Source organism: Streptomyces sp. 11x1 (assembly GCF_032598905.1).
Taxonomy (GTDB): Bacteria; Actinomycetota; Actinomycetes; order Streptomycetales; family Streptomycetaceae; genus Streptomyces.
Window position 1 is genome coordinate 9880109 of record NZ_CP122458.1, and the last position, 19836, is coordinate 9899944.

Annotated in this window: 14 protein-coding genes and 1 pseudogene; 7 read left to right on the plus strand and 8 right to left on the minus strand. The window is 73.1% G+C overall.

What is annotated here, in order from left to right:
- The first annotated feature begins 117 nt into the window (after positions 1-117).
- Complete coding sequence (locus P8T65_RS43480; RefSeq protein ID WP_316730942.1) at positions 118-960, plus strand: MurR/RpiR family transcriptional regulator; 843 nt, start codon at positions 118-120, stop codon at positions 958-960.
- Between the two features lie 49 nt (positions 961-1009).
- Here the strand turns inward: P8T65_RS43480 and P8T65_RS43485 are convergent, their stop codons facing one another.
- Positions 1010-2881 (minus strand): serine/threonine-protein kinase, encoded by a 1872-nt coding sequence (locus P8T65_RS43485; protein WP_316730943.1) that lies wholly within the window; start codon positions 2879-2881, stop codon positions 1010-1012.
- Between the two features lie 337 nt (positions 2882-3218).
- Here P8T65_RS43485 and P8T65_RS43490 point away from each other — a divergent pair, with 337 nt between their 5' ends.
- Complete coding sequence (locus P8T65_RS43490; RefSeq protein ID WP_316730944.1) at positions 3219-6593, plus strand: pyruvate carboxylase; 3375 nt, start codon at positions 3219-3221, stop codon at positions 6591-6593.
- An 11-nt stretch (positions 6594-6604) separates the two neighbouring features.
- Here the strand turns inward: P8T65_RS43490 and P8T65_RS43495 are convergent, their stop codons facing one another.
- From P8T65_RS43495 to P8T65_RS43515, 5 genes and pseudogenes are all read right to left on the minus strand, one after another.
- Entirely contained in the window at positions 6605-6829 is a 225-nt protein-coding gene (locus P8T65_RS43495) for a hypothetical protein (RefSeq protein ID WP_316730945.1), read from the minus strand.
- Between the two features lie 450 nt (positions 6830-7279).
- Positions 7280-7465, minus strand: a pseudogene (locus P8T65_RS43500) (ABC transporter ATP-binding protein); the annotation flags it as partial.
- A 175-nt stretch (positions 7466-7640) separates the two neighbouring features.
- Positions 7641-8897, minus strand: coding sequence for a DUF2201 family putative metallopeptidase (locus P8T65_RS43505; RefSeq protein ID WP_316730946.1), 1257 nt, complete (start codon positions 8895-8897; stop codon positions 7641-7643).
- Positions 8894-10147 carry a MoxR family ATPase gene (locus P8T65_RS43510; protein ID WP_316730947.1) on the minus strand — a complete coding sequence of 418 codons (1254 nt, stop codon included), beginning with the start codon at positions 10145-10147 and terminating at the stop codon, positions 8894-8896. Before P8T65_RS43510 ends, P8T65_RS43505 begins: the two co-directional genes overlap by 4 nt.
- Before the next feature lie 190 nt (positions 10148-10337).
- Positions 10338-11852 carry a hypothetical protein gene (locus P8T65_RS43515; RefSeq protein ID WP_316730948.1) on the minus strand — a complete coding sequence of 505 codons (1515 nt, stop codon included), beginning with the start codon at positions 11850-11852 and terminating at the stop codon, positions 10338-10340.
- Between the two features lie 308 nt (positions 11853-12160).
- Here P8T65_RS43515 and P8T65_RS43520 point away from each other — a divergent pair, with 308 nt between their 5' ends.
- On the plus strand, positions 12161-13645 hold the full coding sequence (locus tag P8T65_RS43520; RefSeq protein ID WP_316730949.1) for an MFS transporter: 1485 nt from the start codon (positions 12161-12163) through the stop codon (positions 13643-13645).
- Positions 13646-13665: 20 nt separating this feature from the next.
- Here the strand turns inward: P8T65_RS43520 and P8T65_RS43525 are convergent, their stop codons facing one another.
- The gene (locus P8T65_RS43525; RefSeq protein ID WP_316730950.1) at positions 13666-14031 is read right to left on the minus strand and encodes a hypothetical protein; all 366 of its coding nucleotides are present in this window, start codon (positions 14029-14031) and stop codon (positions 13666-13668) included.
- Positions 14032-14150: 119 nt separating this feature from the next.
- Positions 14151-14726, minus strand: a complete 576-nt coding sequence (locus P8T65_RS43530; RefSeq protein WP_316730951.1) for a helix-turn-helix domain-containing protein — start codon at positions 14724-14726, stop codon at positions 14151-14153.
- Positions 14727-14937: 211 nt separating this feature from the next.
- Between P8T65_RS43530 and P8T65_RS43535 the strand changes: the two genes are divergently transcribed.
- Genes P8T65_RS43535 through P8T65_RS43550 form a run of 4 tightly spaced genes read left to right on the plus strand, consistent with a single transcriptional unit; the run spans position 14938 to position 19835 of the window.
- Positions 14938-15504: a 2Fe-2S iron-sulfur cluster-binding protein gene (locus tag P8T65_RS43535; RefSeq protein ID WP_316730952.1), complete on the plus strand. Its 567-nt coding sequence runs from the start codon at positions 14938-14940 to the stop codon at positions 15502-15504.
- Positions 15501-16553 (plus strand): xanthine dehydrogenase family protein subunit M, encoded by a 1053-nt coding sequence (locus P8T65_RS43540; protein ID WP_316730953.1) that lies wholly within the window; start codon positions 15501-15503, stop codon positions 16551-16553. The genes P8T65_RS43535 and P8T65_RS43540 overlap by 4 nt, the downstream gene beginning before the upstream one ends.
- Positions 16550-18670, plus strand: a complete 2121-nt coding sequence (locus tag P8T65_RS43545) for a xanthine dehydrogenase family protein molybdopterin-binding subunit (protein WP_316730954.1) — start codon at positions 16550-16552, stop codon at positions 18668-18670. The genes P8T65_RS43540 and P8T65_RS43545 overlap by 4 nt, the downstream gene beginning before the upstream one ends.
- A complete protein-coding gene (locus P8T65_RS43550; RefSeq protein WP_316730955.1) occupies positions 18663-19835 on the plus strand; it encodes an XdhC/CoxI family protein in 1173 nt (390 codons plus the stop codon). Before P8T65_RS43545 ends, P8T65_RS43550 begins: the two co-directional genes overlap by 8 nt.
- Position 19836 lies beyond the last annotated feature (1 nt).

Below are 19836 nucleotides of genomic sequence, written 5' to 3' on the forward strand. Positions count from 1 at the left end.
CCGCGCCGACAGGATCGGCTGCTCCACCACCGGTCACCCCACCCCACCCCGCCCGGCACCGCGCACCCCGCCGGGCGGGGGGAGGGGACCGAGCACGACGACCGGCTGGAGGACCGGATGACGGACGCCGTGGGCGCGGCCGCGCGGCTTCAGGGGCTCTTCGAAGGACGTCGGCTCACCCCCACCCAGCGCCGCATCGCGGCCTGTCTGATCCGGCGGGCCGCGGACGCGCCCTACCTGTCCAGCGTGGAACTCGCCCGGGTGGCCGGTGTCAGCCAGCCGTCGGTGACCCGCTTCGCGGTCGCCCTCGGCTTCGACAACTACCCGGCCCTGCGCGACCACCTGCGGGCGGTCGCGGCCACGGGGCACGGCTTCGACGGGCCCTCGGCCAACCCCTATCAACGCGCCGTACAGGCCGAGATCGACAATCTGCGGCACCTGGCGTCCCTGCTCACGGACCCCGAACCCGTCGAACGCGCCGGGCGTCTGCTCGCTGCCTCCCGGCCCCTCCCGGTGCTCGGCCTGCGCGCCTCCGCGGCCCAGGCGCGCGGCTTCGCCTACTTCGCGGCGAAGGTCCACCCCGACGTACGCCTCCTCGACGAGGGCGGTTCCCTGCTCGCCGACCGCGTCGACGCCGCCCGCCGGGCCGGCGCGAGCGCGCTGCTGTGTTTCGCGCTGCCCCGCCACCCGCGTGAACTCCTCGACACGCTCGCCGAGGCCCGCGCCATCGGCCTGACGGTGGTGACCGTCGCCGACGGCACCTTCGCCCCGGTGGCCGCCCACAGCGACGTGCTGCTCCCCGCCGCCGTGGGCACCGGTCTCGTCTTCGACACCGCCGGCGCCCCCCACCTCCTGGGCCAGGTCCTCCTGGAGGCGATGTGCGACGCGCTGCCGGACGCCCAGGCCCACCTGGAGGGCTTCGACGCCCAGGCCGCCGCGCGCGGCCTGTTCGTCGACTGAGGGGCCCGGCCGTGCGGACGGACGGGCCCGGCTCACCCGGTGGCGTGGCTCACTCGGTGGAGCGCAACGCCTTCCACACGCGCGGCCGTACGACGCCGTCGGCGGCCAACAGCCCCTTGTCCTGCTGGAAGCTGCGCACCGCGGCCTCCGTGTCGGCGTCGAACTCGCCGGTGACGGCCAGGCCGTAGCCGCGCTTGCTCAGCATGCACTGCGCCTGGAGCACGCGGTCGCCGCTGTCCCCGAGGCGGGTGCGTCCGTTGCCGTAGTAGTACGTGCAGTCCGTGAGCCAGGCCGGGGTCGAGGGCTCGGTGGGCGTGTCGGTCGGCTCCTGGGACGGCTCGGTGGGGGCGCTGCTCTCCGGAGCGGGCGCGGACGCGTCGGGGTGCGGGTCGTCGTCCGTGCCCGTGTCCTTGCCCGAGCCGGAGGGATCGGAGTCGGGGCGCTCGGAGCCGCCCTCGACCGAGGTCCGCTCGTCCTTGCCGGACACCTCCGCGTCGCTCGATCCGCCGTCGGGGGCGGTGTCGGCACCGTTTCGGCCCGAGGCAGCGGACACCGTGGCGTCGTCGTCGGGGAGCGCGTCGGCGGACCGTGTCGTGCCCCGCTGCGGCGAGGCGGTCGTGGTGGAGGGGCTCAGCAGGGTGAGGACGACGACACCGGCGGTCGCCGTGCAGACGACCGCGCCGGCGGCCCCGACCAGCACCCGCTTGCGGCGGAGCCGGGAGCGGTGCGGTGCGGGCGGTGACGGTTGCGCCGGGGCGTCGCCCGCGGGGCTCGCGGCGGGGCCGGCGGCCGGTGCCCGCCCGGCCCGCTCGGGGCCGGGCTGTTCGAGGGGGAGGTTGCGCAGGGTCTCGTAGGCCCGCTGCCGGGCGAGGATCTTGCCGCCCAGTGGTTCGGGCCAGGGAATGCTCTCGCCCCCGCCGCCCCTACCGGTCCCTTCCACCGGGGGCTGTGCCCCTATGACTCCCACGTGCGGGTTCGGTGGGGGCTGGTCGCGCAGTTCCCCGCGCCCCTCTTCGGGCGGCTGCGACCCGCTGCCCGACGAGGCCGTCTCGATGAGCTGTTCCGGTGTCGGCCGCTGTTCGGGCTCCTTGGCCAGGCAGGCGTCGAGGAGGGCGGCGAGCGGGGCGTCGGCCGCCGCGATCTCGGCGAGCACCTTCGGGTTGGGCTCCTCGAACGCCACCCGGTGCATGACGTCGACGCCGGTGCCGTCGCCGAACGGCGCGCTGCCGGTCGCCGCGAAGATCAGCGCGCAGGCCAGCGAGAAAACGTCGGAGGCCGTGTCGCAGTCGCCCGTACGCAGATACTCCGGCGACATATAGGCCGGGGTGCCGACCCGGTTGCCCGTGCCGGTGATCGCGCTCGCGTCGGCGGCCTTCGCGATGCCGAAGTCGATGACGTGCGCGCCCCACTCGGACAGCAGGACATTGGACGGCTTCAGGTCCCGGTGCACGATCCCGGCGGTGGAGAGGGCTGCGAGCGCCTGCCCCAGCTCCGCCACCAGCCGCCGGACGGCGGCCACGGGCAGCGGACCGTCCTCGTGGACGGCCGCCGCCAGATCGAGGCCCGGCAGGAACTCGGTGGCCATCCACAGCAGTTCGTCCCGGAAACCCGTCCCGGCCAGTCGCGGCATGCGCGGTGTGCGCACGCGGCCGTGGACCGCCGCCTCCCGCTCGAACCGGCGGCGGAACCGCTCGTCCTCCGCGTACTCGGGCCGGATCACCTTCACCGCGACGAGGTCGGGACCGCCGTCGGCGGGACGCGCCAGATAGACGCGCCCCATACCGCCGCTGCCGAGCAGCCCGAGCGACACGTACGGGCCGATCCGGTCCGGGTCGCCGGGATGCAGCGGCAGCGCCCCCGCCTGCCGTAGCGCCGGAGCCCTGTCCGCTGATCCCGGTGGCTCCGGCCGCTGGTCTGACACAACACCCCCGAAATAACTTTTGGCGTACGTCAGTTCGCCCCTGGAGCTGAGGCTAGCTCAGCGCGGGCCCGCGGTCCGGGTTTCGGTCACTTCCGGCCCCTCGCCATCTCAGGAATCTGTGTGGCGGCTCATGTGGCACTGAGGGTCACACAAGTCACGGGAAGCCTGGGGGAGCGGCCGACCATGCGCGCGTAGGGCGGGTGGAATGTCCGGCTGGTGTGCAGTCTGGGTCGGGAAGTGACGGGGCTCACATGGCACTGAGTGACACGATTCCTGTGGTGCGACGGCATCATTGCCGGGACCATGGTGTTCTCATGGCAGCTCGAAGGGATCAGGGATGCTCCGCAAGGTACTGGTCGCCAACCGTGGCGAGATCGCGATCCGCGCGTTCCGCGCAGGCTATGAAGTGGGCGCGCGGACGGTCGCCGTCTTCCCCCACGAGGACCGCAACTCGCTGCACCGGCTCAAGGCCGACGAGGCCTACGAGATCGGCGAACCTGGTCATCCCGTGCGCGCGTACCTCTCCGTCGAGGAGATCATGCGCGCCGCCAGGCTGGCGGGCGCCGACGCCGTCTACCCGGGCTACGGGTTCCTGTCCGAGAACCCCGAGCTGGCCCGCGCGTGCGAGGAGGCCGGCATCACCTTCGTCGGCCCCAGCGCGCACATCCTGGAGCTGACCGGCAACAAGGCGCGGGCGGTGGCCGCGGCCCGCGCCGCCGGCGTACCGGTCCTCGGCTCCTCCGAGCCCTCCACCGACGTGGACGAGCTGGTGCGCGCCGCCGACGAGATCGGCTTCCCCGTCTTCGTCAAGGCCGTCGCCGGCGGCGGCGGACGCGGCATGCGGCGCGTCGAGGACCCGGCGGCGCTGCGGGAGTCCATCGAGGCGGCGTCCCGCGAGGCGGCCTCCGCCTTCGGCGACCCGACCGTCTTCCTGGAGAAGGCCGTCGTCGAGCCCCGCCACATCGAGGTGCAGATCCTCGCCGACGGCCACGGCAACGTCATCCACCTCTTCGAACGCGACTGTTCGGTACAGCGCCGCCACCAGAAGGTCATCGAGCTGGCCCCGGCCCCGAACCTCGACCCGGCCCTGCGCGACCGCATCTGCGCCGACGCCGTCCGCTTCGCCCGTGAGATCGGCTACCGCAACGCGGGCACCGTCGAGTTCCTCCTCGACCGCGACGGCAACCACGTCTTCATCGAGATGAACCCCCGCATCCAGGTCGAGCACACGGTCACCGAGGAGGTCACCGACGTCGACCTCGTCCAGTCCCAGCTGCGGATCGCCGCCGGGGCCACCCTCGCCGACCTCGGGCTCTCCCAGGAGAGCGTCACCCTGCGCGGCGCGGCCCTCCAGTGCCGTATCACCACCGAGGACCCCGCCAACGGCTTCCGCCCGGACACCGGGCGCATCAGCGCCTACCGCTCGCCCGGTGGCTCCGGCATCCGCCTCGACGGCGGCACCACCCACGCCGGTACGGAGATCAGCGCCCACTTCGACTCCATGCTGGTCAAACTGACCTGCCGGGGCCGGGACTTCACCACCGCCGTCAACCGGGCCCGGCGCGCGGTCGCCGAGTTCCGCATCCGGGGCGTGGCCACCAACATCCCGTTCCTGCAGGCCGTCCTCGACGACCCGGACTTCCAGGCCGGACAGGTCACCACCTCGTTCATCGAGCAGCGCCCGCACCTGCTCACCTCCCGGCACTCCGCCGACCGGGGCACCAAGCTGCTCACCTACCTGGCCGACGTGACGGTCAACAAGCCGAACGGCCCGCGCCCCGACCTGATCGACCCGTCCTCCAAACTGCCGAGGCCCACCACGGCCGAACCCCCGGCCGGCTCCAAGCAGAAGCTCGTCGAACTCGGCCCCGAGGGCTTCGCCCGCTGGCTGCGCGAGTCGCCGACCATCGGCGTCACCGACACCACCTTCCGTGACGCCCACCAGTCGCTGCTCGCCACCCGGGTCCGGACCAAGGACATGCTCGCCGTCGCGCCCGTGGTGGCCAGGACCCTGCCGCAGCTGCTCTCGCTGGAGTGCTGGGGCGGCGCCACCTACGACGTAGCCCTCCGCTTCCTCGCCGAGGACCCCTGGGAGCGGCTGGCCGCCTTCCGGGCCGCCGCGCCCAACCTCTGCCTCCAGATGCTGCTGCGCGGCCGCAACACCGTCGGCTACACGCCGTACCCGACCGAGGTGACCGACGCCTTCGTCCAGGAGGCCACCGACACCGGCATCGACATCTTCCGGATCTTCGACGCGCTCAACGACGTGGGCCGGATGCGGCCCGCCATCGACGCCGTACGCGCCACCGGGACGGCCGTCGCCGAGGTCGCCCTCTGCTACACCTCCGACCTGTCCAACCCCGCCGAGCAGCTCTACACGCTCGACTACTACCTCCGGCTGGCCGAGCAGATCGTCGAGGCCGGCGCCCATGTCCTCGCCGTCAAGGACATGGCGGGACTGCTCCGCGCCCCCGCCGCCACCAAGCTGGTCACCGCGCTGCGCCGCGAGTTCGACCTGCCGGTGCACATCCACACCCACGACACGGCCGGCGGACAGCTCGCCACCTACCTCGCCGCGATCCAGGCCGGCGCCGACGCCGTCGACGGGGCCGTGGCCTCCATGGCGGGCACCACCTCCCAGCCGTCGCTGTCGGCGATCGTCGCCGCGACCGACTACTCCGACCGCCCCACCGGCCTCGACCTCCAGGCCGTCGGCGACCTGGAGCCCTACTGGGAGAGCGTCCGCCGCATCTACGCCCCCTTCGAGGCGGGCCTCGCCTCCCCGACCGGCCGCGTCTACGACCACGAGATCCCCGGCGGCCAGCTCTCCAACCTGCGTACCCAGGCCGTCGCACTCGGTCTCGGCGACCGCTTCGAGGACATCGAGGCCATGTACACGGCCGCCGACCGGATCCTCGGCCACCTGGTGAAGGTCACGCCCTCCTCCAAGGTGGTCGGCGACCTCGCGCTGCACCTCGTCGGCGCCGGGGTGTCACCCGCCGACTTCGAGGCCACGCCCGACCGGTTCGACATCCCCGACTCCGTCATCGGCTTCCTGCGCGGCGAGCTGGGCACCCCGCCCGGCGGCTGGCCCGAGCCGTTCCGCAGCAAGGCCCTCCAGGGCCGCGCCGACGCCAAGCCCGTCCAGGACCTGACCGCCGAGGACCGCGCCGGACTGGAGAAGGACCGCCGCGCCACCCTCAACCGGCTGCTCTTCCCCGGCCCGACGCGCGAGTTCGAGAACCACCGCCAGACCTACGGCGACACCAGCGTCCTCGACAGCAAGGACTTCTTCTACGGCCTCGGCCCCGGCAAGGAGTACGCCGTCGACCTGGAGCCCGGTGTGCGGCTGCTCATCGGTCTGGAGGCCGTCGGCGAGGCGGACGAACGCGGTATGCGCACGGTGATGTCGACGCTGAACGGCCAGCTGCGGCCGATCCAGATCCGAGACAAGGCCGCCTCCACCGACATCCCCGTCACGGAGAAGGCCGACCGCTCCAACCCCGGCCATGTCGCCGCCCCGTTCGCCGGGGTGGTCACCCTCGCGGTCGCCGAGGGCGACGAGGTCGCGGCCGGTGCCACGGTCGCCACCATCGAGGCCATGAAGATGGAGGCCACCATCACGGTCGCGAAGGCCGGCCGGGTCTCCCGCCTAGCCATCAACAAGATCCAGCAGGTGGAGGGCGGCGACCTGCTCGTCGAGATCGCCTGACACCGCACGGTTCAGGCGCGGGGGAAGAACTCCAGCACCGCTGTGCCGCCCTGGAGCGACTTCACGCGGAAGCCGAGGCCGTTGAGGCCGCCGGTGCCGCCCGCGCCGAGCGAGGAGCTGAGGACGGTGCCGGCTCCCGAGGACCGGAGCACGACCGTGTCGTCGGTGACCTTCGTGACGCGGAGGTCACCGACGCCGAACCGGCTGTCGACCTCGATGGACCGGGGCTCGGACACGGTGAGTACGCACCGGCCGTCGAAGCAGGTGCCGGTGTCGGGGTCGGTGCCACGGCCCGTGCCGGTGCCCGTGCTGGTGCGTCTGCCGTGCCTCGTCCCGTGTCGCGGTCGCGCTCGTCGGAGGGGGCGGAGGCCGGGCCCGTGGGCGGGGCTGTCGTCGGCCGTTGTCGTTCCTCCGACCGTGACCCGTCCCTGCCGCCGTCGCCCACGCCGTCGTCCGGAACGCCGCCCCCGCCGCAGCCGGTGAGCGCCCACACCAGGGACGCCGCCACCGCGACGCCGAACCGGCCCCTGCCCGTGCCCATACGTCAGCCCTTCAACTCGCCTGCCCGCATGCCCCGTTGTTCCCCGTTTCACGGGACGTGTCCCTTCATACGGGGTGCGCGGGCCCGGACCGGGGCGGCGGTGGCCCGAGGGGTGAGCCGCCGGCACGACCCGTTGACGCGGGCCTCATCCCTGCGGGACGCGCGGCCGGGCCACCGTGGCGACGAGCGACGCCGTGAAGGCGTGCCGTGGTGCGGTGAGGAGCCGGCAGGCCGGGCCCTGTTCGACGATTTCCCCCGCGTCCACGACGGCGATGCGATCCGCGACGGAGGCGGTCTCCAGGTCGTGGGTGATCAGGACCAGCGCCGGTCCGACGGAGGCCGGCCCCGAGTCCTCGTCGGCGCCGAGCAGGCCCATGTCAGGGCAGCCCGACGGCACCTCGACGAGGAGGCGCTCGGCTTGACATGTACACCTTATTAATAATCGTTTTCATTGTCATGAGGTGGAGTGGAAGTGGAAGTGGAGGAGGGGCGGGACCCGCCCCGGCCTAGCCGATCTGGACCACGCGGGCCCAGTCGGGCGGGTTGTCCGGCACATAGTCGGGATCGTCCTCGTCGTACCTGGTGTGTGCGTCGTGACGGGGGAAGAGGCCGACCACCGTCCGGCACGGTGGCTGGGAGCTGGGCCAGGGCGTCTGGCCGTCGGTGAGGACCACGACGACATCGGGCTTGGGGTGGCTGCGGAGCGCCTTGGCGAACCCCGCGCGCAGGTTCGTCCCGCCGCCGCCCAGCAGCGGGATGCCCTCCGCTCGGCACAGCGGGTGGGCGATCCGGGCCACCGCGTCGCACGGGACGACGGTGACGAGGTCACGCCGGCCGCCCACCGCCCGGGAGATCGCGGCGACCTCCAGCAGCGCGCTGCCCAGTTCCGCGTCGCTGACCGACCCCGAGGTGTCGATGATCACGGAGACATGGGGCGGGCGGCGCCTGAGGCTCGGCAGCACCGTGCCCGGCACACCGGCGGAGCGCCGCGACGGCCGGCCGTAGCTGTAGTCCTCCCCGGTGCCCGGCGCGGAGGCCGCGGAGCGGACCGCCGCACCCAGCAACGCCCGCCATGGCTGCGGCGGATGAAACGCCTCCTCCGCCCAGCGCTGCCACCCCTCGGGCGCGGAGCCCGGACGGCCCTTGATGCCCTGGGCCACCCGGAAGCGGACCGCGTCCCGTTCCTGCGGGGTCAGGCCGTGCGCCCCGTCTGGGCCCAGCTCCCACTCCCGCTCCAGGCCGTCGGCGCCGCTGCCACAGTCCAGCCACGCCAACTCCAGCGTGGCGGCGCCGAGTTGGAACTGTCGCAGATAGTCCTCCATCAACAGTCCCGTGGGCAGTTTCAGGAACCCCGGTTCGACGACGCCCTCGGGCTTGACCAGTCCGTCGCCGAAGATGTCGTCGTTGATCTCGCAGTCGGCGGCGATGTTCATCCGCAGCCGTTCCCCGGGGCCGGTCAGTTCCCGTTCCCTGGCGACCCGGTCGCTGCGTCCGTGATGGTCCCGCAGCAGATGGGACACCTCGTGCACCCACACCCCGGCCAGTTCCTCCACCGGCGTGCGGTCCACGAAACCGGGGGAGACGTAGCACCTCCAGTGCCGGTCCACGGCCATCGTGGGCACCCGCCGGGACTCGACGGTGTGCAGCGCGAACAGGGCGGTCGCCAGATAGGGCCGGGCCCGCGCCGCCTGGAGCCGGGCGGTGAAGAGCTTGTCGAGGTCGAGGGTGCCTTCGCCAGTGTCGTGCCCGGTGGCCGTGCTCATCGGCGCACCTTCGTCGCCGCCTTCGCACGGGCTGCCGCCTCGTCCGCCCGCCGGGAGAGGGTGACCACTCCGGCGAGGTTCTCGATCGCCGTCGGAACGTCCCAGTCGTCGCGGCGCAGCGAGGCGAGGGTGGTGGCGGGGACGACCACCAGATCCGGCGCCCCCGTCTCCAGCGCCCGGACCAGCAGTGCCCACGCCGCGTCCCAGCGTGCCTTGTCCGGTCGCGACCGGACCGCCGCCACCACCCCGTCGAGCACCGCCTGCCGCAGATCCCCCCGCTGGGGCAGTTCCTCCGCCGTCGGGTCGGCGAGCAGCACCTCGGGGTCGGGCAGGTCCAGCCGGTCCAGTCCGGCCAGCAGCTCCAACCCCGGCCCGTCCCCCACGGTGCCCCTGACCAGGAGGGACAGCACTTCGCGCGAGACACCGGAGGCGGTCGCGAACGCGATCAGCCGCAGTGTCATCTCCCAGCTCCGCGGCGACGGCCAGGGCCCGCCGCGCCGACTCTCGCTGTTGGGCAGCTGATGCACGAGCTTGGGGCGCGCGGCCAGCAGCGTGCACACCGCGCGCCGCGCGAAGTCCACCGCCTCCGCCAGCCGCTCCGGTGCCAGCCGCGGCACGGTGGCCCGGGGCCAGGTTCCCCCGAGCCCCCGTACGACGACCTCGTGGTCGTGCGTCCACTGCAGGTGGACGAACCGGTTGGCCAGCGGCGGGCTCAGCTCCCAGCCGTCGGCCGCCGAGGACCTGGGGTTGGCGGCGGCCACGATCCTTACGTCCGGCGGCAGTTGGAGCGTGCCGATCCTGCGCTCCAGCACCAGCCGCAGCAGCGCGGCCTGGACGGCGGGCGGCGCAGTCGACAGCTCGTCCAGGAAGAGCAGTCCCCGGCCGGCGCGTACCAGGCGCACCGCCCAGTCCGGCGGAGCCATGGGGACACCCTGCTCGGCCGGGTCGTCCCCGACGATCGGCAGGCCCGAGAAGTCGGACGGCTCGTGCACGCTGGCGATCACGGTCGTCAGCGGAAGATCGAGGGAGGCGGCGAGCTGGGTCAGCGCCGCGGTCTTGCCGATGCCCGGCTCACCCCACAGCAGTACGGGCAGGTCCGCGGCGACGGCCAGGGTCAGCGCCTCCAGCTGGATGTCGGGGCGCGGTTCGGTGGACGTGGTGCGCAACATGCTCAACAGGTCGGCGGCCACGTCGAGTTGGGAGCGCGGGTCGGCGTCGGAGGGCAGGGTGAACGGAGTGCGTGTGGGCATGTGGGATCACCTTGGGGTGTAGAGGGCTGAAGCCGAACGCGCGCGGTCGCAGGCGCGCGAGGGGTGTCGTCGGAGGCGTGCGAGGTGGCTGATCAGAGTGTGCGAGACGGGTGTTCAGGGCTGAGAAGCGTCCGACGTGGACGGTCGGAGGCGCGCGAGATGTGTGGTCGGGGGCACGCGAGGTGGACGGTCAGAAGAAGATCGCCACGCGGGGGCGGCGCCGGCGGGACGGTCGACGGCCGACGTTGGAGCGGACCCGGCCGGGGAGGGGTTCGGCGAGACCGGCCCGGTACAGGCCGTAGGCGATCCGCCGGCGCGCCGCGGACTCCAGCTCCTCCCGCAGCGGGCCGTCGCGCAGGACCGCCTCGGGGCCCAGCAGCCCTTCGACGACGGCCAGTGCCCCGGCGACGTCCCCGTGGTCCAGCCGCTCGCGTACGCCGGACAGACAGTCCGGACGGCGATGCGCCTCGTCGATGGCCCGCAGGCAGGGGAGCGGAGTGCCGGTCAGCGCGACCAGCAGTTCCTCACGCCGGAGTTGGTCCGGGTCGTGGTCGAGTGCCACCAGCACGCCGTCGACCAGACCGATCCGGTGCCGCTCTCCCCGGCACTCCACGGTCCGCGGCTGCCCCGCCCGGTCCGGCGCCTCGGCCGGACCCGACGGCACATGGTCCGGTACCAGCGCCGACGCGACCAGCGGATGCAGCCGATGGGCGTCGAGCGCACCGGTACGGAGCAGTTCCAGGTCGGGCAGGACCCAGGTCGCGGCGTCGGGCAGCACCGGCAGCGCGCCGAGGGCACCGCCGTCACCGGACGCGGCCGTGAGCCGTGGCGCGGGTGGCGGGGTGTCGTCGTCCGCCTCCGCGTGGGCGTCCTCGCCCGGGGCCCGGTCCGTACCGGTATCCGGGCCCAGGTCCAGGACGAGCCGCCGTCGGGCGCCGCACCGTACGAGCACGGAGCCGGTGGACCGCCCCTCGGCGCGCAGCACGATCGCCGCTTCCGCCGCCCACCGCTCGACGGCACAACCCTGCTCCGCCGCCCACGCCCACAACTCGTCCGAGGCCGTCGGAAGAGGCAGTGGCGGGTGCGAGGACGAGGGCGAGGGCGAGTGGGGGTGGGGGTGGGGGTGGTCCGCCGGTGGTGCCCCCTCGCCCGTGGGCCGATCCGCTCCCGAACGGCCCCGCAGCTCACCGGCCCTGCGTGCGTCCCAGAGATGGCGGTGCAGATCGAACCGGTGGCGACGGCTGGGCCGTGGATGGGGGTGACCACGGGCCTCGGGCCCGGACCCCTCCCACAGCGCGAGACCGATCCGCTGGCCGGCGGCGGCCCACGCGGGCGGAGTACGGGCCACCAGATGCACCGGCCCCGAGCCGGCACCCCCGCCCGTCCGGTACCGGGCGAGGGTGAGGGTCAGGCCCGGGCGCAGCAGCCCGTCGGGAGCGATCCTCGGCATGTGCCAACGCAGCAGGTCCGGTGCCAAGTGCCGTAGGTCCGAACGGACTTGGGACGCCAGCTCCGAGCCGTGACGGGCTGCCAGGGAACGCAGGTCGAGATCGATGTCGACGGCCGCGGCGGCACATGCGCCGGCCCAGTCGCCGACGGCACGGCGAGCGGCCGCGGTCTCGATCATGGAGGGTGGCACGGCGAACTCACGCACGCGCAACCAGAAGGAAAGCCGGGGATCCCCGTTCGCTGCATCGGTGAGCATCAGCACTCACCTTGCGCGGACGGAACCCCCGATCTGCTGAGGGAACGAGTAGTCATCGCGGGGATCGTAACGCCACACCTCCCGCTCCCGCACCTGATTTTCGACCCGGGTGTGCTCGCCCGAGGCCACCGAACCCGAGTGGTGCGGGTCAGGGCACCGGCGTACGGTCGAACAGTGACCGCGGCGGTGGACGCGCTCGTGCACCGCACCCTGCTTCAGCGACGCCTTTGCGACACGTCATGAGCGATTCGCAGCCGACCTCCCCAGCGCGGACCACCGCCTCGGAAACAGGTGGTGGGGGAAGTGCGATGGCGCTGTTCGTCATCGCCTCGTGCCAGCTGATGGTGGTGCTGGACATCACCATCGTCAACATCGCGCTGCCGGACATCCAGCGGTCGCTGGACTTCTCGACGACGAGCCTGGCGTGGGTGGTCAACGCGTACACGCTCACGTTCGGCGGCCTGCTGCTGCTGGGCGGACGGGCCGGGGACATCCTCGGCCGGCGGCGGGTGTTCGTCTTCGGCGTGCTGCTGTTCGTGCTGGCCTCGCTCCTCGGCGGTCTCGCCCAGAACGAGGGCCAACTCCTCGCCGCCCGCGCCCTCCAGGGCGTCGGCGGTGCCATCGCGTCCCCGACGTCCCTGGCGCTGATCAGTACGACGTTCCGCGAAGGACCCGAGCGCAACCGGGCGTTCGGGGTGTTCGCCGCCGTCTCGGCGGGCGGCGGCGCGATCGGACTGCTCGCCGGCGGCATCCTCGTGGAGTGGCTGAACTGGCGGTGGGTGCTGTTCGTCAACGTGCCGATCGGACTGCTGATCGCGTTGGCGACGCCCCGCTGGATCAAGGAGTCCGAACGGCACCCGGGCCACTTCGACATCACCGGCGCGCTGACCTCCACCCTGGGCATGGTGCTCCTGGTGTACGGCTTCATCCGGGCCGCGCAGGAGGGCTGGCGGGACGGGCTGACGCTGGCGTCGTTCGCCGGGGCCGTGGTGCTGCTCGTGGTGTTCGTGCTGGTGGAGCGGCGGTCCCGGCAGCCGATCACCCCGCTGCACATGTTCGCCGACCGCAACCGCGCGGGCACCTACGGCATCATGCTGTGCCTGGCCGCGGCGATCTTCGGCATGTTCTTCTTCCTGACGCTCTTCACCCAGAACGTCCTGGACTTCAGCCCGCTGGCCACCGGCTTCGCGTTCCTGCCGGTCAGCGCCGTCATCGCGGTCGGCGCCGGGCTGGCCTCACGGTTCCTGCCCGTGTACGGTCCCAAGCCGTTCATGGTGGTGGGCGCGATCCTCGCGGCGGCCGGCCTGGGGTGGCTGACCCTGACCGACGTGGACTCCACCTACGCCGGCAGCGTGCTCGGCCCGATGCTCGTCTTCAGCCTGGGCATGGGCATGGAGTTCGTCGCACTGACCCTGATGGCGCTCTCCGACGTCGCGCCCGCGGAGACCGGCGCCGCCTCCGGGCTGCTGAACGCCACCCAGCAGGTCGGCGGTTCGCTCGGTCTCTCCATCCTCGTCACGATGTTCGGCACGGCCAGCACCAACGAGAGGGATGAGCAACTCTCGGACTTCGAGTCCACGGCGACCCCGGCCGAGCGCCTGGAGTTCGAGCGGACCGGTCAACTGCCGAAGCCCTGGTCCGACGAGGTGCTCACGGCGGGTGTCTCGGCCGCCTTCGTCATGGCGGCCATCTTCACCGTGATCGCGGCCCTGATCGCCGTCCTGGCCATCCAGGTACGGCCCTCCGACCTGGAGCGGCTGAAGGGTGGTGCGGCCGGCGCGCCGCCCGGCTGAGCGCGGCACGCCGACGCGCGTCAACCGCTGGTGCAGGCGGCCCAGTTGAAAGTGAACGCGGTCGGTGTCGGGTTGGTGGAGCCGTGGTCGCCGACGGGCGCGCGGCCGCGCTGCCGCTGACCGGTGCGCTTCGCGTCGCCGGTCGCCCTGTGGTCGCGGGCGGCGGAGGGCCGCACGGTGGCCGTGCCGTTCACGATCCAGCGGACGGGGGACCGGCGCGGGGCAAGGTCCGGGCGTTGACCGTCGGGGCGTCCCTCGACGGCGGCGACCCGGCGAGGGGTACCGGTGGCGAGAACGGTGCGCTGATCACGTATCCGGCGCTCGCCACGCTGCCCGCAGAGCACCCCGACCGTGACGGCCACGGCCAGGTCAGCCTCAGCGTCCAAGGCGTCGACCGGGCATCGACCTTCGAACTGGCCGTGAAGAAGGCGTGCAAGCGCGAGAAGTCCTGGCCCGGTGAACCGGGGGAGGACCGTCCCGCACCCGCGCGGCCTTCCTCGGTGTCTCAGCTCTCCGGGGCCCCCGAGCGCATGCCGTCCATGACGAGGTCGAGGAGGCGGGTCGCGCGCGGCTGCCAGTCCTCGGGGTCGATCTGCCAGAGGCCGGCGATGGCGAGGAAGAAGTCGTCCACGGTGATCCCGGGGCGGACGGTACCGGCCTTCTCGCCCGCGTGGAGCAGGAGTTCGGCCGCCTCGGACACCGGGGTGGGGTCCGGCTTGCCGGGGGCGTCGGGGCCGCAGGTGGCCTGCCGGATGGCGTCCGCGAGGCCCGCCTTGGCCATGGCGAACCGGGCGAGGTGGTCCATCCACTCGCGCAGCGCCCGGTCGGGCTCGCGGGTGGCGAGCAGTTCGGCGGCGGAGTCGGTGACCTGCCGCATCTCGTGCCGGTAGATCTCCAGGACGAGGGCCTGCCTGGTGGGGAAGTGGCGGTAGAAGGTGCCCTGTCCGACGCCCGCCTCCCTGGCGATCCTGCTCAGCGGTGTGTCGGCGGCACGGGTCAGCTCGACGAGCGCGACCGACAGGATGCGCTCGCGGTTCCGCTGGGCGTCCGAGCGCAGAGAGGCGTCCTTCTTCTGCCGCACGCGACCTCCCGAGGAATCCGTGACCGAAACCCGCGCTTGTTAAGCGGACAACTGTCCGTTACGTTTCTCGGACCGGACGGCTGTCCGCTTGCCTCATCGTAGCGTCGGCGCCCTCCGCGCCGACAGCCGCGCCGTACCGTTTTCCTGATTCGACCGCCGGCCGGAGCGAGTCTCTCCCGACCTGTCCCGGATACGCGAAAGAAGGCTGATCATGTCCCCAGCCACCTCATCGACGTACAGCGCCATCACCCTGAACATCAACGGAGAGAAGCGCACGCTCTCCGTCGACCACCGCACCACGCTGCTCGACGCCCTGCGTGAGCGCCTCGACATGACCGGTACCAAGAAGGGCTGCGACCAGGGGCAGTGCGGAGCCTGTACCGTCCTGGTCGACGGACGGCGGAGCGTGTCCTGTCTGCAGCTGGCGGTGGCCGCCGAAGGGCGTGAGATCACCACCATCGAGGGTGTCGCCGACGGCGACGAGCTCCACCCCGTGCAGCAGGCGTTCCTCGATCTGGACGGCTTCCAGTGCGGCTACTGCACGCCGGGCCAGATCTGTTCGGCCATCGCGGTCATCGAGGAGCACGCGGCGGGCTGGCCCAGCGCTGCCACCGACGACGTACGCCCACAGGCCGGACCGCCACCGCTGACGCCCGAGGAGATCCGCGAGCGAATGAGCGGCAACCTGTGCCGCTGCGGCGCCTACGTGTCGATCGTCGAGGCCGTCGCCCGCGCCGCCGCCGACAGCACCGCGAAGGCCAAGGAGGCCGTGGCGTGAGGGAGTTCGACTACCAGCGGGCCCATGACGTCTCCGGCGCGGTCGCCCTGCTCGGCGCCGACCCCGAGGCGCGCTTCCTCGGCGGCGGCACCAACCTCGTCGACCTGATGAAGACCGGCGTCGAGCGGCCCGCCCGCCTCGTCGACGTCCGTGAACTCCCGCTCGACGGGATCGAGACGACCGACGGCGGCGGGCTGCGGATCGGCGCGACCGTCACCAACAGCGACCTCGCCGCGCACCCCGAAGTCCGCCGCCGCTTCCCGGTGTTGGCCCAAGCGGTACTGGCCGGCGCCTCCGGACAGCTGCGCAACATGGCCACGGTCGGCGGCAACCTCCTCCAGCGCACCCGCTGCGGCTACTTCGCCGACGTCACCCGGCCCTGCAACAAGCGGGTCCCCGGCAGCGGCTGCCCCGCGATCGAGGGCGAGCACCACAACCACGCCATCCTGGGCGCGTCCGAGCACTGCGTGGCCACGCACCCCTCCGACATGGGAGTGGCGCTGGCGGCCCTCGACGCCGTCGTCTCCTACGAAACGGCCGACGGGCGTGGCGAGTTGCCGTTCGCCGACTTCTACCTCCCGGTGGGCGACACCCCGCACCTGGAGACAGCCCTGCCGCCGGGCGCCCTGATCACCGGCGTCACCCTGCCGCCCACCCCGGTGGCCGCCCGCTCCCGCTACCGCAAGGTGCGCGAACGCGCCTCGTACGCCTTCGCCATCGGCTCGATCGCCGCCGCGCTCGACGTCCGGGACGGTGTCGTCCACGACGTGCGGCTGGCGTTCGGGGCGGTCGCGTCCAGGCCGTGGCGGGCTCACGCCGCGGAACGCGCGCTGACCGGCGCGCCCGCCGACGCCGAGGCCTTCGCGGCCGCCGCCGACGCCGAGCTGGCGGCCGCGCGACCGCTGCCGCACAACGCCTACAAGGTGACGCTGACGCGCAACCTGGTGGTGGCGGTCCTGTCCGAACTCACCTCGGACACCGCCTCGGACCCCACCTCCGACGCCACCCGTGAACACCCCTCCGCGGCCACCGAGGAGGCCACCCGATGACCACCACCCCAACGGAACGCCGGGGCGCCGTCGGCACCGCGCACACCCGCGTCGAGGGCCGTGACAAGGTCACCGGAGCGGCCCGCTACGCCGGCGAGATCCCGTTCGCCGGGCTCGTCCACGGCTGGTTGGCGCTGTCGACCGTGGCGCGCGGCCGGATCCGTGCGATCGAGACCGCCGACGCGCTCGCGCGGCCGGGCGTGCTCGCCGTCCTGACCCACGAGAACGCTCCGCGCGTCGAAACCGACTACACGAGTCTCATGGGGATGAAGCCCGACCCCACCACGGCCGTCTTCCAGCACGACCGGATCCCCCATCTGGGCTGGCCGGTCGCGCTGGTGGTCGCCGAGACCTCCGAACAGGCCAGGGAGGCCGCCGAGGCCCTGGTCGTGCACTACGACCAGGAACCGCACGACGTCATGTTCACCGCCGAGCACCCGGACGCCTACGACGCGGGCGGCTTCGGCCCCGCGGTGACCGGGAAGGGCGACCTGGAGGCCGAACTCGCCGCGTCCGCGGTCGTCGTGGACGCGGAGTACACCACCCCCGAGGAACACCACCACCCGATGGAGCCGCACGCCGTGACGGCCCGCTGGGACGGCGGCCGCCTCGACGTCGTCGACGCCAACCAGGGCACCATGTGGGTCGCCGTCGAGCTCGCCAGTCTGTTCTCCCTCGACCCCGCCTCGGTGCGGGTGCGCTCCGAGCACGTCGGCGGCGGCTTCGGCGGCAAGGGCGTGCGCGCGCACCAGGTCGCCGCCGTCATGGCCGCGACCGTGCTGCAGCGGCCGGTCCGGGTGGTCATGACCCGACGTCAGATGTTCTCCCTCGCGGGATACCGCAGCCCCACCACCCAGCGGGTCCGGCTCGGTGCCGACGCCGACGGACGGCTACGCGCGCTCGAACACCGCTCGCACAGCCTCACCTCCACCGTCCATGAGTTCGTCGAGCCGGCTGCCGGACCGGCCCGCGTCATGTACGACGCCGACGCCCACCACACGGTCAACCGGGTCGTACGGCTCGACGTGCCCACCCCGACGTTCATGCGGGCGCCCGGCGAGGCCCCGGGATCGTTCGCCCTGGAGTCGGCCTTCGACGAACTCGCCGAGAAGCTGGGCATCGACCCGATCGAACTGCGCGCCCGCAACGAGCCCGAGCGTGGCCCGGTCTCCGGGCTGCCGTTCGCCGGCCGCAACCTGCGGGCCTGCTTCCGTGAGGGCGCCCGCCGGTTCGGGTGGGCCGATCGCGACCCACGCCCCGGTGTGCGCCGCGACGGCCGCTGGCTGCTCGGCACGGGGACGGCGGCGGCCTCCTTCGGCGCGGGAGCCATGCCGTCCACGGCCGCGGTGACGGCCGAGGCCGACGGCACCTACACCGTGCGGGTCAACGCGGCGGACATCGGGACGGGCGCCCGCACCGCGCTCACCCTGGTCGCCGCCGACGCGCTGGAGGTCGCGGTGGACCGGATCCGGGTGCGGCTCGGCGACAGCGACCTCGGCCCGGCCATGATCGCCGGCGGGTCGATGGGCACCCGCTCCTGGTCCTGGGCGGTCACCCTCGCGGCGGGCGAACTGCGGGAACGGCTCGCCCTCGGCGGCGGCGTCCCGCCCGAGGGCATCACGGTCCGCTCGGACACCACCGCCGCCATCGGCGCCCTCGCCCAGAAGGAACGGCACTCCTACGGCGCCCAGTTCGCCGAGGTCGCCGTGGACCCCGCCACCGGCGAGGTGCGCGTACGCCGTATGCTCGGTATCTTCGCGGCCGGAAGGATCGTCAACCCCCTCACCGCCCGCAGCCAGTTCATCGGCGGCATGATCTGGGGCCTGTCCATGGCCCTGCACGAGGAGGCGGTGCGCGACCGGGCGTCCGGCGGCCACTACGGCGCCGACCTCGCCGGGTACCACGTGGCCGCGCACGCCGACGTCCCCGCCGTCGAGGCCGACTGGGTGGACGACCACGACCCCGAGGACCCCGTCGGCATCAAGGGCATCGGCGAGATCGGCATCGTCGGCGCGGCGGCCGCCGTCGCCAACGCGGTCTGGCACGCCACCGGCGTCCGTCACCGCCATCTGCCGATCCGGCCCGACCGCGTCCTGACGGCGGCCCGGGATGCTTGACCTGGCCACCGAGCTGACCGCCTGGGCCGAGGAGGGCCGCGACTTCGCGGTGGCCACCGTCGTCGCGGTCGGCGGCAGTGCACCGCGCGGTCCCGGCGCGGCCCTCGCCGTCGACGCCGAGGGCACGGTCATCGGCTCCGTCTCCGGCGGATGCGTCGAGGGCGCGGTGTACGAGTTGTGCGCACAGGCCCTGACGGACGGCGAGACGGTCCTGCAGCGTTTCGGCTACAGCGACGAGGACGCCTTCGCCGTCGGCCTGACCTGTGGCGGGGTGATCGACATCCTGGTCACCCCCGTCACCGCACGGTCACCCGCCCGAGCGGTCCTGCGCTCCGCGCTCTCGGCCGCCGCCGAGGGCGAGCCGACGGCCGTGGTCCGCGTCGTCCGGGGCCCGTCGGAACTCCTCGGACAGGCCCTGCTCGTACGCGCCGAGGGAGCGTCCGGCGGGGTACGTGAAGGCGCGTACGCCTACGACGGTGGTCTCGGCGGGCATCCCGACCTGGACCGGACCGCCGTCGCCGAGGCGCGGGCCATGCTGGACGGCGGACGCACCGGCACGATCGAGCTCTCCGCGGACGGGTCGCACTGCCCGGACGGTCTCACCCTCCTCGTGGAGACGAAAGTGCCACCACCCCGCATGATCGTGTTCGGGGCGATCGACTTCGCGTCGGCACTGGTGCGGGCGGGCAAGTTCCTCGGGTACCACGTCACCGTGTGCGACGCCCGACCGGTCTTCGTCACCCGGGCCCGCTTCCCCGAGGCGGACGAGATCGTCGTGGACTGGCCGCACCGCTATCTGCGGCGCACAGCGACCGACCACCGCACCGTCCTGTGCGTGCTCACCCACGACGCCAAGTTCGACATCCCCCTGCTCAAGGAGGCACTGCGGATGCCGGTCGCGTTCGTGGGCGCGATGGGCTCCCGCCGCACCCACGCCGAGCGCGACCGGAGGCTGCGCGAAGTCGGGCTCACGGAGCGGGAGTTGGCCCGGCTGCGGTCCCCGATCGGGCTCGACCTCGGTGCCCGGACGCCCGAGGAGACGGCCCTGTCCATCGTGGCGGAGATCGTCGCGGCCCGGCGCGGTGGCACGGGTGTGCCGCTGACCGGTTCGGACGCACCGATCCACCGGGATGCGGGGGAGCGGGGAGCTGTGGTGGCGGCCTGAG